The organism is Cedecea neteri, assembly GCF_000758305.1.
GTDB lineage: Bacteria > Pseudomonadota > Gammaproteobacteria > Enterobacterales > Enterobacteriaceae > Cedecea > Cedecea neteri_C.
Map to the genome: position 1 here is coordinate 3,720,251 of NZ_CP009458.1, position 12,404 is coordinate 3,732,654.

Annotated in this window: 9 protein-coding genes; 2 read left to right on the forward strand and 7 right to left on the reverse strand. The window is 56.8% G+C overall.

The window, feature by feature from the left end:
* Nucleotides 1–22: 22 nt before the first annotated feature.
* The 6 genes from LH23_RS17380 to LH23_RS17405 all read right to left on the reverse strand — a co-directional run bounded on the left by LH23_RS17380 (nt 23) and on the right by LH23_RS17405 (nt 9,387).
* Nucleotides 23–703, reverse strand: a complete 681-nt coding sequence (locus tag LH23_RS17380; RefSeq protein WP_039293871.1) for a GntR family transcriptional regulator — start codon at nt 701–703, stop codon at nt 23–25.
* 166 nt (nt 704–869) lie between these two features.
* Complete coding sequence (uca, locus tag LH23_RS17385) at nt 870–4,490, reverse strand: urea carboxylase (RefSeq protein WP_039293874.1); 3,621 nt, start codon at nt 4,488–4,490, stop codon at nt 870–872.
* A 10-nt stretch (nt 4,491–4,500) separates the two neighbouring features.
* On the reverse strand, nt 4,501–6,297 hold the full coding sequence (gene atzF, locus LH23_RS17390; protein WP_052050317.1) for an allophanate hydrolase: 1,797 nt from the start codon (nt 6,295–6,297) through the stop codon (nt 4,501–4,503).
* Between the two features lie 209 nt (nt 6,298–6,506).
* Nucleotides 6,507–7,379: an NAD(P)-dependent oxidoreductase gene (locus tag LH23_RS17395; protein ID WP_039293876.1), complete on the reverse strand. Its 873-nt coding sequence runs from the start codon at nt 7,377–7,379 to the stop codon at nt 6,507–6,509.
* Between the two features lie 12 nt (nt 7,380–7,391).
* Nucleotides 7,392–7,625: a DUF2526 family protein gene (locus LH23_RS17400; protein ID WP_039293879.1), complete on the reverse strand. Its 234-nt coding sequence runs from the start codon at nt 7,623–7,625 to the stop codon at nt 7,392–7,394.
* 163 nt (nt 7,626–7,788) lie between these two features.
* On the reverse strand, nt 7,789–9,387 hold the full coding sequence (locus LH23_RS17405) for an ABC transporter substrate-binding protein (protein ID WP_039293882.1): 1,599 nt from the start codon (nt 9,385–9,387) through the stop codon (nt 7,789–7,791).
* Between the two features lie 323 nt (nt 9,388–9,710).
* On the opposite strand from LH23_RS17405, the gene LH23_RS17410 reads away from it, so the two are divergent.
* The gene (locus LH23_RS17410) at nt 9,711–10,280 is read left to right on the forward strand and encodes a hypothetical protein (protein ID WP_039293885.1); all 570 of its coding nucleotides are present in this window, start codon (nt 9,711–9,713) and stop codon (nt 10,278–10,280) included.
* Nucleotides 10,281–10,592: 312 nt separating this feature from the next.
* On the opposite strand, the gene LH23_RS17415 is transcribed toward LH23_RS17410, so the two are convergent.
* On the reverse strand, nt 10,593–11,795 hold the full coding sequence (locus tag LH23_RS17415; protein ID WP_039293889.1) for an MFS transporter: 1,203 nt from the start codon (nt 11,793–11,795) through the stop codon (nt 10,593–10,595).
* A 90-nt stretch (nt 11,796–11,885) separates the two neighbouring features.
* On the opposite strand from LH23_RS17415, the gene LH23_RS17420 reads away from it, so the two are divergent.
* Nucleotides 11,886–12,404 (forward strand): Lrp/AsnC family transcriptional regulator, encoded by a 519-nt coding sequence (locus LH23_RS17420; protein ID WP_039293892.1) that lies wholly within the window; start codon nt 11,886–11,888, stop codon nt 12,402–12,404.

Consider the following 12,404-nt stretch of genomic DNA (forward strand, 5'->3'; position numbering starts at 1 on the left):
CCCCTGAAGTAACAATAAGTGATTAGCTCAGCTTGAATTGCCGGGCCTGGTGCAGCATATGAAGTGTTATCTGACGAACCTCTTTCTGACTTGCGGCGATGTGGTCGTGTAGTCGGGTTTGGGCCTCCTCAAGGTTACGGTCCCGGACGGCAAGCAGGATCTGCCCATGCTCGGCATATGTCGCGCTGACGCGAGGCTGACGGGTAAAGTCCAGCCTGCGCACAATGCGAATTTTTTCGGTGATCTCCCGGTGAACCCTCGCCATTTCCGGGTTGCCCGCCGCAGAGACCAGCGTCATGTGAAAAGCCTCGTCGTGCGGGGCGACGTTCATTCCCTCTGCCAGCGGTGGTTCATCCAGCCAGAACTGTTTCAAAGCCTGCAGCGGTAGCGGGAAAACAGAATCAGCCCGCAGGCAAAGCCGTTTTACAGCCTCCAGTTCCAGCACGATGCGCAGATCGTAAAGCGCTTCGAGATGATCGAAATCTACCGCGCGGATCTGCCAGCCGCTGCGAGACTGCACATCGACATAGCCTTCCTGCTGCAGGGCGTAAAGCGCCTGGCGAACCGGCGTGCGGCTGGCGCTCATGCGCTCCGCAATTTCGTTTTCGCTAAAGCGGTCGCCCGGCAGCAGGAGGAAGTCGAAAATTTCCTGTTTGAGCTGCTGGTAGATTCGCTCGGCTACGGCTTCTGGTCGCTTTGGCATAGTGGTTTCCGTGTTGTTTTACCCTCACCCCGGCCCTCTCCCTGAAAGGGAGAGGGAGAAAACGTGAAGATCCTCTCCCTTCCGGGAGAGGGGGAAAGAAAGTGAGGCTCTGTTTTTATTCCCTCTCCCCTCTGGGGAGAGGGTCAGGGTGAGGGGCTAAATCCCCCTACACCGCCTCCAGCCACAGCAGCGCATCCCCAGGCCCCACCGGTCGGCCCTGCTGACACTGGATCCGCACCACCTTGCCGTCGCACGGGGCGCTAACCAGCAGCTCCATTTTCATCGCCTCAACGACGAGCAGCGGCTCGCCCTGCTTCACGCTTTGCCCCGGCTCAACCAGGATCTTCCAGATGTTGCCGTTCAGGTCGGCGCTGACGAGCTGCCCGATCTGTTCTTCCTCCGGCAGATCCTCCGCCATTAACGCGCTCTCCACCGCCGCGCTTTCCTGTTCTTTCCAGTGCGCCACTTCGCTAAGAAAAGCCTCCTGCTGGCGGCTGCGGAAAGCGGTAATATCGTCGGCGTTGTCCGCGAGAAAACGACTATATTCGGCAAAATCGAACTCAACTTCTTCGATCTCAACCTGCGCACGCCCTTCCCGGAATGCCGTGCGGAACGCGGTTAACTCTTCCTCGCTCACCGGGTAGAAACGCACCTGGTCGAAAAACTTGAGCAGCCACGGCTCGTCGCCAAACTGTTCGTTTTTCAGGAATTTGTTCCAGATAGGCAGCGTGCGCCCCACCAGCTGATAACCCCCCGGTGAATCCATGCCGTAGATGCACATATACATCCCGCCGATCCCTACCGTGCCTTCAGCTGTCCACGTCCGCGCCGGGTTGTACTTCGAACTCAACAGGCGATGACGCGGGTCGAGCGGCACAGCGCAAGGTGCGCCGAGATACACATCTCCCAGGCCGAGCACCAGATAGCTGGCGTCGAACAGGATCTGTTTCACCTCATCACGGCTTTGCAGCCCGTTGGTGCGCTGAATAAAGTCCACGTTGTTTGGCAGCCACGGAGCCTCTTCCCGCACCGTTTGTTGATAACGCTCCACCGCCGCCAGCGTGGCGCTGTCTTCGAAGGCCAGCGGTAAATGCACGATGCGGGAAGGAATTTTCAACTGGGTCACATCGCCCAGCTGTTTCTCAATGCCCAGCAGCAGCGTGAGCAGTTGGCTCTGGGAAATACGCTGGCTGTCATAGCGGATCTGCAGCGAACGCACGCCGGGGGAAAGCTCCTCGATCCCCGCTTGTGCCGCCTGATTAATCGCCTTCATCAGCAGATAGATACGCAACCGCAGCGCCAGGTCGAGTACGTTATCGCCGTATTCGATCAGCACATAGTTGTCGCCTGCCTGACGGTAAACCACCGCCGGAAGCTCAGCCTGAGTGGGGATTTCCGCCAGAATCGCCGCGCTGGTCGTCGCACCTGGCGCAATGGAAGGATGCAGATCCGGCAGGCTGGCGCCGGCACACAGGTTGGTCACCGCCACCTGCTGGGCAATCTCCAGCGACTGCGCGTGCTCAAAGCTGATGGCATGGAAACGAATCCGATCGCCCGGCTTCACCTGCCCGACTTTCCACAACTCCGCTTTGGCAATCGTCACCGGGCAGACAAATCCGCCGAGACTTGGACCGTCACGCGTCAGGATCACCGGGAAGTCACCGGTAAAGTTCACCGCACCGATGGCATATTCGCAGTCGTGCACGTTGGAAGGGTGTAACCCCGCCTCGCCACCGTCGGCTCTGGTCCATTCCGGCTTTGGCCCGACAAGGCGCACGCCGAGGCGGTTAGAGTTGTAGTGAACCTGCCATTCAGCGTTGAAAAAGGCCTCCATCGACTCAGACGTGAAGAAATCCGGCGCGCCATGTGGCCCGTAAAGCACGCCAATCTCCCATACCTCTCCGTACTGCGGGATTAGCGCAGGTTCAGGGGTCTGCGGCAGGCTAATCGGCGCAGGCGTAGTGCAGGCTGGAAGGCAAGGCTGAGAAATGGCAAGCACATCCGCGACGCGTAATGTGCGCCCCGCATGCCCACCAAACTGGCCAAGCGCAAAGGTAGAGCGGCTGCCGAGGTACACAGGCACGTCAAAACCGTTACGCACCGCCAGATAGGTACGGCAGCCGCTGGTCGCCCTGCCCAGCGTCAGGATCTGCCCGGCTTTCACTACTGTGGGCTGCCAGAAGGTTACCGGCTGGTCATCCAGCGTCGCCGGGCAAGGCGCGCCGGTCAGCGCGATAGTGGCTTCACTGTGGAAGCGCAGCGTCGGCCCCTGCAGGGTAAACTCCAGCCCGGCGGCGGAAGGATGGTTGCCGACAATGCGGTTCGCCAGGCGGAAAGCAAAATCATCCATCGGCCCGGACGGCGGCACGCCGATATCCCAGTATCCGAGGCGGCCTGGGCTGTCCTGAATGCTGCTCCAGGTGCCCGGCTCCAGCACTTCCACGGCCTGCGCCTGATAGCTCACGCTATCCAGCAGGCGCGTCCACATTACGCCAGCTTTGAACTCCGGCAAGCGGACGATCTGGCGCAGATAATCGAGGTTGGTGGCGATCCCATGCAGGCGGGTGGCGGCCAGCGCATCGTTCAGTTTACTTAACGCCTGCAGGCGGTCTTCACCGTGAACGATGATCTTGGCGATCATCGGATCGTAAAACGCACTGACTTCGCTGCCGGTGCTGACCCAGCCGTCAACCCGCACGCCTTCTGGGAAATAAACGTCGGTTAATACGCCCGGCGACGGCTGGAAGTTTTTCAGCGCGTCCTCGGCATAAATACGGACTTCGATAGCTGCGCCCTGAGGGGCTTCGGCCATTTTTTGCCAGTCCGGCGACGCGCCTGCCGCCACCAGAACCATGCATTCGATCAGATCCAGACCCGTGACGCACTCGGTTACCGGGTGTTCAACCTGCAGGCGCGTATTCACCTCCAGGAAGTAGAATGCATCCCGCGCTGCGTCGTAGATAAACTCCACGGTTCCCGCACTGCGGTAATGAACGGATTCACCCAGCGCCACGGCGGCACGGTGCAGCGCTGCTCGAGTGGTCTGCGGCAGATTTGGAGCTGGCGTTTCCTCGACCACTTTTTGGTTGCGGCGCTGCAGCGAGCAATCACGCTCCCCCAGGGCAACCACCTTGCCTTTTCCATCGCCAAAAATTTGCACTTCCAGGTGCCGGGCTTTGTCGACAAAACGTTCGATAAACACGCCGTCGTCGCTGAAAAACTGCGCCCCCATGCGCTTCACGCTTTCCCAGGCCTCGAGCAGTGCAGGTTCGCTGTCGCAGCGAGTCAGACCGATCCCACCCCCGCCCGCCGTGGTTTTGAGCATCACCGGATAGCCGATTTCCGCTGCCGCCAGCCGTGCTTCCGCCAGGGATGTCAGCAGCCCGGTGCCGGGAGTCATCGGCACATCTACGCCGGAGGCCAGCTCTCGGGCGCGGTGCTTCAGGCCAAAATCACTGATTTGCTGCGCCGTTGGCCCGATAAAAATAATGCCTGCTGCTTCACAAGCCTCGGCAAATTCCGCCCGCTCCGAGAGGAAGCCGTAACCGGGGAAAATCGCCTCCGCGCCGCTCTCTTTTGCCGCCGCCAGTATTTTCTCGATATTCAGATAAGTGTCGCTGGCTTTATCTCCGCCGAGCGCTATCGCCTCATCGGCATCAATAACGTGCTGCGCGCTGGCGTCCGCGTCGGAATAGACGGCCACGCTGGTAATGTTCATTTTCTTCAGCGTGCGAATGGCACGACAGGCAATTTCGCCGCGGTTGGCAATTAAGACTTTGTTAAACATATTCCTCTCCTTAAGCGCCAGGTTGACGGGCAAGCCAGGCCTTCCAGCCGCCCCATGCGGTAATGTCCGTGGCGCCTTCTGTCGCACACGGCTCACAAATGAAGCCCTTTACGCTGCGCCCGTCCTGCAGGGTCAACGTGCCGATCCCCAACGGGGCGGGGATTTCGGCAACAAATTCGCCAAAACGCGCGAGCGGGATATCCCACAGCTCAACGGCGATCGGCTGCCCTTCGGCAGCGCGAACCAGGCCCGGCTTCGGGGGCTGAGTATTCGCCAGGGCGTAAAGGCGATAGGTATCTGCCGTACAGGTTTCTTCGACAAAGACGGCGTTGCGGCTGGTTAGCTGGTGGTTAAGCGGCATCCCACGCAGATGTGCGCCCACAACAGCGACGCGCACGAAGCTGCTGGCAGGTGTCATGGTCTGTTGTTCTGGCAATTTCTGGGCCGTTGCTCCGACAGGGAGATCAAGCTGCGCCTGCCACTGCGCGCCAAAATGGCTGAGCGCGGCATCATGCCAGGCCGAGGCGATCAGCGTGATCCCAGCTGGCAGACCATCTGCCCGGAAATCCGCCGGAAGCGCCAGCGCGCTCAGGTCTGCCAGATTGGTAAAGTTGGTGTAGGTGCCAAACTGCGAGTTATAGGCCACCGGCTCGTCGCGCATTTCGGCCAGCGTGTGAATCGTCGGTGACGTTGGCACCACAAGGGCATCAAACGCGGAAAGCTGCTGCTGAATGCGGCGGGCAAGTTCAGCGCGGGTGTATTCCGCCTGCCAGGCATCGCAGGCCGTGAAACTCAGCCCGTTGGCGACGATCCCACGCACCGTAGGGTCCATGGCATCAGGATGTTTTTCGAGGATCTCTTTCACCGCGACGGTGCGCTCGGCCACCCAGGCCCCGTTATACAGCTGCTCGGCCAGCCGGGTGAAATCGCTGAAATCTACCGCCACCAGCTCCGCGCCCATCGCCATTAATCTGTCCAGCGCAAGCTGGAAAGCCTCTTCGCTGAGTTTGTCGCCAAAGAATGTCAGGCGGTCTGGAATGGCAAAACGCAGGCGTGGGCTAAACCGGGCCGGGGCGGTGTGAGGGTTGCTTCGGGAATAAGGATCGAGCGGATCGTACCCACCTGCTACACTGGCGACCAGGGAAGCATCCGCCGCCGAATGGGCGAAGATCGAAACACAGTCGTTGAGGCGGCAGGCCGGTACCACGCCCGCCGTAGAGAGCCAGCCTTTGGTCGGCTTTAAGCCAACGATGTTATTGAACCCGGCAGGAACGCGCCCGGAACCTGCAGTGTCCGTTCCCAATGAGAAGCAAACCAGCCCGCGAGCCACCACGGAAGCGGAGCCTGAACTCGAGCCACCGCTAACGTAGTCTGGATTGAAACTGTTCACCACCGCGCCATACGGCGAGCGGGTACCGACCAGCCCGGTCGCAAACTGATCAAGGTTGGTTTTGCCCACTACAATGGCTCCGGCGGCGCGAAGTCGAGCAATCACCGTGGCATCATCGGCGGGATGATAAGTAAACACCGGGCAAGCGGCGCTGGTTGGCATCCCGGCTACATCAATATTGTCTTTAACCGCAAACGGCACGCCAAATAGCGGGAAATCCGTCGGCGTTTTTTCCCCATCATTAATGACCTGCAATAACGCTTTTATTTGCTCATTAATTTGCTGTTCACTGGCGATATATATCCACGCATTATCCTGCCGCGAAATATTAGCCATTAATTGCTGATAAGCGCCCGGCAACGAATGCGGCTGCGGCTGGTAATCGGCGACCCACTGCGACAATAAAGCGACTGACATAAGCTGGCATCCCACTTGGTATACAAGATGGAATAGATAAAGCAATTACAGTGCCAGAGTTTATTACGTGCTGTTTTACAAGGATTTAATATTAAAAAATAAGATTTTATTATATTTAAAGCACCGTCACGGGGCGTTATTTTAGTGCGAATGGATAATTAAGAGGATATATCTGGCGGCGAATATAATACCTTCGCCGCCAGGGAAGGTTATTTTCCGCTGCGGCGAGCGGAAACCGTGGCTAATGCCGCCCAGTCGAGATGCTCATCGCCGTGAGCCAGCGCATCGAGGTAGTTATCCCGCAATACGCCCGCAAAACCCATTGGCACATTTTTATTTTCCGCGGCCTGCTGCGCCAGGCGCACGTCTTTCAGCCCCAGCTTCATGGTAAACCCGGCCGGGCTGTAGCGTGATTCGGCGATCATCGCGCCATAGTTTTTATACGCTGGGGCGGCAAACAGGGTGCTGGTCAGCATGCCGAGGAAATCCCCGGCGGCTACATCGTAGGCCCCGACCAGCGCAGAAGATTCCCCCATCGCTTCGATGGCGCTGGCGAGCATAAAGTTAGCCGCCAGCTTAACCGCCGCCGCCTGCTCTGGCCTGTCGCCAAAGCGCCAGGTTTTTTGCCCCAACACATCGAAAAGCGGCTGCACGCTGTCCAGCAGTTCCGCAGGCCCGGCTGTAAGAATGTTGAGATTGCCTGCGGCGGCAACGTCCACGCGTCCCAGTACCGGCGCAGCAATATAGCGATGCCCGGTTGCGCTGGCTTTTTCCGCCATTTCATTGGTAAAAGCGACGGAAACCGTGGCCATGTTGATCCAAATAGCGTCCTGCGGCAATGCATTGAGCGCGCCCTGCTCAATCACCACGCGGCGGCTGGTGTCATCGTCGGCCAGCATAGTGATCAACACTTCGCTGTCGGTGAACGCTGCTGGCGTGGCGTGTATTGTCGCCCCTTTCGCTTTTAAGGCTTCAGAAGGGCCCGGAGAACGGTTCCAGACGGCAACCTGATGCCCGGCTTTCAGCAGATTTTCTGCCATTGGCTGGCCCATACCGCCCAGCCCGATAAATCCAATACGCATATTAACTCCCGGCTAGAGAATAGTGCCGCTGCGGGTCAACTGCTCGCGGCGTTCTTCGGTTTCTTCTTTGTGGTGATTGCCTTTGTGGGCAATCGCGATACGCAGCCGCTGCTGCTGGGCATAGCGGTCTTCCCGCGTGAGCGCTGCATCGTCGCTGAGTTCAATCAGCAGTTCGTTCATCGGAATGATGATGTCTTTGGCAATGGCGGCGTCTACGCGGCTGATAACGTCTGCAAGATGGGTCATGGCGTATTCCTTATCATGTTTTGCCCCTCACCCTAACCCTCTCCCCAGAGGGGAGAGGGAATAAAAAGAGAACCCCTTTTCCCAGGGCGAGGGAATAAAAAACCAGCATCTGTATTCCCCCTCTCCCTTCCAGGGAGAGGGCCGGGGTGAGGGTCGATATCAATTAATCCAGCTTCGCTTTAGAGAAATCACTTCCGGCGAGGCTAACGGTATACCCGCTCACGTTGCTGCGGGTTGCGTAGAAGGTTTTACCGTTCGCCAGCGCAATCCACGGCGCCTGCTGATAGTAAATTTCCTGCGCCTGAACGTAGAGCTTCGCGCGGGCAGCCGGGTCACTGGTCAGCTTCGCTTTCTGTACCAGTGCATCGTAGTTTTTGTCACACCAGCGAGCGACGTTCGAGCCGCTGGCAACGCTGCCGCAGCCCAGCAGGGTATCGGCAAAGTTATCCGGGTCGCCGTTGTCGGACATCCAGCCAAACAGCGCCGAGGAGTGTTCCCCTTTCCGCATCCCGGACAGGTATTCGCCCCATTCGAAGGTAACGATTTTGGCGTTCACGCCCACTTTCGCCCAGTCGCTTTGGATCATCTCCGCAATGCGCCGCGAGTTCGGGTTGTAAGGTCGCTGCACCGGCATGGACCACAGATCGGTATCAAAGCCCTTCTCCAACCCGGCCTGCTTCAGCAAGGCTTTGGCTTTTTCGGGATCGTAGCCGTAGTCTTTCAGATCCTTGTCGTAGCCCAGCATAGTCGGCGGGATCGGCGATTTGGCTACCGAGCCGGAGCCCATAAAGATGGCGTTGACGATGGCTTTTTTGTCCACCGCATAGTTCAGCGCCTGGCGCACCAGCGCGTTATCGAACGGCTTCTTGCTGGTGTTGAACGCCAGGTAGCCGACGTTCAGGCCATCGATGCTGTGCAGCGCCAGGTCTTTGTCCGCCTTGATGGCGTCAAACTGCACCGGGGCTGGCGCAGGAATAATCTGGCATTCATTTTTTTGCAGCTTCGCCAGCCGGGTTTGCACATTCGGGGTGATGGAGAAAATCAGGTGTTTGGTCGGGACTTCGCCTTTCCAGTAATTCGGGTTGGCGACGTAGCGAATCACCGAATCCACTTTGTAGTCCTGCAGCGCGTAAGGCCCGGTGCCGATCGGGTTGTTGTCCACGCGCTCCGGCGTCCCGGCTTTCAGCATCGCATCCGCGTACTCCGCAGACAAAATAGAGGCAAAGTCCATGCCCCAGTCGGCGAGAAACGCCGCGTTAGGCTGGCTCAGGGTGAACTGGACGTGATAGTCATCCAGCTTTTTAACGTCCACGATGAGCTTGTCGAGGCCGACGTCGTTGAAGTATTCGTAGTTCGCCTGCGACACCTTGTGGTACGGGTTGTTGGCGTCTTTCTGGCGCATGACCGAGAACACAACATCGTCTGCATTGAAGTCACGCGTGGGTTTAAAGAACTTGTTGCTGTTGAACTTCACGCCCTTTCGCAGGGTAAACGTATAGGTTTTGCCATCGGGACTGATTTTCCATTCCGTCGCCAGCGACGGTACCGGCGTGTTGTCGGTCAGGCTGAAATCAATCAGGCGGTTGTACAGCGTTTGCGAGCTGGCGACAAAGCTTGGGCCGGAGCTGGCAATTTGCGGGTTAAAGGATTCAGGAGAGGCTTCGGAGCAGTAAACCAGCGTGCTGTTGGCTGCCGCCATCGCGCTTCCTGCCGGGAGGAGCGCGCTCAGCAGCAGACCGAGCAGTGTTTTCCCTTTAGACATAGTGTTTGCCTTTTATTTGCTTGCCAAATGGTTGAGCTACTTATTATTTCTCACAGTAATAACAGCACAGCCCTTAGCGACAAGCAAATGGTAAAGCTTCCCTTTCTATACAATAGTGGCGGTTAAGGCGGACATCGAACCAATATCGAAATCACATGCTGAAAAATCATCCAGACCTCTGGCCGTATGTTTTTTCATATTGATTAAGAATTAATTAAGAAGCCAAAAATGGTTAAGGCAAAATAACTTGAATACACTCCCCCTCATCTTATAATCCGTATGAACATTTATTCAAACCTCAGATCAAAAAAAAGGATTAATTTATGGGGGCTCTTGCTGTTTCTTTTTCAAAACCGATTGTTAATATCCGCAAAGATTATAAAGAATACATAAACAAACATTATAATGGGGGTGGAATGTGTTTTGGTGCGGCCTTGTATTGGGCAACTCAGACGCTCAGTGAAACTCTTTCACCTACCCCTACTGCCAAGACGATGCTTATCCAGAATAGAGATGCTTTTTTTAAACTGAGCATCAACTTACACAATTTATACAAAGAATATATGGCTAGTCATACTAATGGCTATCCAGTAATACTCGAAAGAATAAAACAACAAGAACAGTTTCTTTTAGGAAAAACCAGCCCTAACCTAATATATTCATTCAGCAATGGCGAGCAACTCATAACCGATATACGCCTTATGTGTGGAGGTTCCGGTCTTAGCAAAAATAAAGCGATCATCTTAAAAACAAGATTAACCCATGATAATAGCGAAGGCGGTTATTTCCATTCCACTGCACTAGTCAACCTCAATGGGGCTATTTTTTCTTCGATGCCAATAGAGGTGTGTACCATTTTGGCGAAAAGTTCTCCAGCTCACCAGAAAGAATAATTAAACTTATAGTGAAAAATCTGAGGCTGCCGGCCAACTCGCAATACAAATATTGTGATGGCAGTTATCACATCAATATTCAAGCCCCAAAAAACCTAACAACATCGGTATTTCTTGGCGCCGGAGCCTCCTCCCCTCAACAATGCCAAATGCCCAGCGGAGAAATTCCGGAAGCGCTTCTCATAAGTGAATTAATAACCGGCTGGTCAAAATGCTAAGACTTATTTTCAGTCTGAGCTTTAACATTTAGCTATCGACTCCCATACTCCAAAAGGCCTGTGGGTACAGGCCTTCAACTCGGAGTGCGAACATCTACTCAGCCGCCACCTTCGCGCCCTGCCCGGCGAAATCACGCCACAGACAGGTCAGTACCGCGATGATCATCAGCCCCAGAGAGACCAGCGAGACAGTGGTAAACCCATGATCGGTATAAAGCGGCCCGTAGCTGCTGCTGCCGGCAAACACCGCGAGATAAGTCACGGCGCTGTTTAATCCCATCAGCGTGCCGCGCTTAGCCGGGTCGATGGCCGTCAGGCGCTGAATCAGTAAGTTCACGCCCAGGTGGTTCACCAGACCCAGCACAAACAGCAGGCAGATAACACCCAGCAGCGAACTGCCGAGCATCGCCAGGCCCAGGTAAACAATGGCGGCTACCAAAAGTACAAGCGGCATCAGGCGTTTGGGGCCAAACCGATCCACCATCCCGCTGAGCAAGGCGGCACAGCCGAACCCTGCCCCATAGGCAATCGCCACTCCGCCGTTGGCCGTCACCGGCAGGCCGAGATCCTGATGCAGGTGATCGCCGAGGTAGGCATAAATCCCGTAAAACGCAGTCATAAACGCGCCACACACCACCAGCAACGATTTGATACCCGGCAGCCCCAGGGCAGACAGCGGTGAAGGCGCCATGCCCCCCGCCGGGCGATCCTGCATGTTCAATCTGACAAGCGCGATCAGCGCCAGGGCCGCCAGACAGCTCACGGACACATACACCGCGCGCCAGCTGAACAATTCCGTCAGCACCACGGAAAACGACACGCCGGCGATCATGCTCAGCGTCCAGCCGGTCAGCACCTTGCCGATGGTCCGGCTTTCACGCCCCGGCTCCGCGATAGCGGCGGCGCTGGCGTAAATCGCGGGCAGCGCGATACCGGAAGCCATCCCGGCAATCAACTGGGCGGCAATAAATACCGCCACGGAAGGCGAAGCCGCGCAAAGCAGCAGTGCCGCGCCCAGCAGCATCATGGTGAATTTGAGCATCCGCGCCGACCCGACTAAATCGATTAAACGAGCCAGGAAAAGTGCGCTCGCCGCAGTCCCCAGGCCAAAAGCCGCCGCGGCCATCATCACCGTGGGCACACCCGCCCCGATAGACGATGCCACTGCCGGGGCAATCGGCCCCAGCACCATTGAGTTAGCACCGATAACGCCGACGCAGCCGGTCAGCACATACACGGCTTTGGCGGGAGACAGAGACGGCTCTGGATGCAGTTCCAGACACTGGCTGTTTTTCATTTTTCTTCCTGGCAATGATTAAACTTGACTTACATTCGATAAAAACCAATTTTATCCGAATGAAATTCAGCGTCATTAGCCAGGGGCAATATGAAAAAAGAAACAGACAGTATTAAGCAGAACGGTGCGGCAGAGCGAACTCTTGATGCCGCCGACCGAAGAATATTAGGCGCGCTGGTGGAGGACGCGACCATCAGCTACGCCGAACTTGGGGAAAAGGTCGCGCTTTCCGCCCCGGCGGTACACGAAAGAGTCAAACGCCTGAAGCGTTCCGGGGTGATCCAGCAGACGGCGGCACTGCTCGACCCGAAGGCCATCAGCAAATCCCTGCTGGCGTTTGTCCACATTGATACCAAAGGCTGGGGGAAGACGCCGGATCTGCTGCGAATTTCCGCCTACCCGGAAGTGGAAGAGATCCATTCCGTGGCCGGGGACACGTCCATGCTGCTGAAGGTCCGCACCGAGGACTCAAGGGCGCTTGAGGCTCTGCTGGCGCATCTGTATGAGATCAACGGCGTGGTAGCGACCAGGACGTATATCGTGTTGTCTACCTATCTCGAACGCCCTGTCCAGCCCGGCATTACCCGCGACTGGCCGGAACAGGACTAG

Coding starts and splice junctions, on each gene's coding strand:
- LH23_RS17415 (WP_039293889.1), bottom strand. CDS start 11,795: ATGAAAAACAGCCAGTGTCTGGAACTGCATCCAGAGCCGTCTCTGTCT.
- LH23_RS17380 (WP_039293871.1), bottom strand. CDS start 703: ATGCCAAAGCGACCAGAAGCCGTAGCCGAGCGAATCTACCAGCAGCTC.
- uca (WP_039293874.1), bottom strand. CDS start 4,490: ATGTTTAACAAAGTCTTAATTGCCAACCGCGGCGAAATTGCCTGTCGT.
- atzF (WP_052050317.1), bottom strand. CDS start 6,297: ATGTCAGTCGCTTTATTGTCGCAGTGGGTCGCCGATTACCAGCCGCAG.
- LH23_RS17400 (WP_039293879.1), bottom strand. CDS start 7,625: ATGACCCATCTTGCAGACGTTATCAGCCGCGTAGACGCCGCCATTGCC.
- LH23_RS17410 (WP_039293885.1), top strand. CDS start 9,711: ATGGGGGCTCTTGCTGTTTCTTTTTCAAAACCGATTGTTAATATCCGC.
- LH23_RS17395 (WP_039293876.1), bottom strand. CDS start 7,379: ATGCGTATTGGATTTATCGGGCTGGGCGGTATGGGCCAGCCAATGGCA.
- LH23_RS17420 (WP_039293892.1), top strand. CDS start 11,886: ATGAAAAAAGAAACAGACAGTATTAAGCAGAACGGTGCGGCAGAGCGA.
- LH23_RS17405 (WP_039293882.1), bottom strand. CDS start 9,387: ATGTCTAAAGGGAAAACACTGCTCGGTCTGCTGCTGAGCGCGCTCCTC.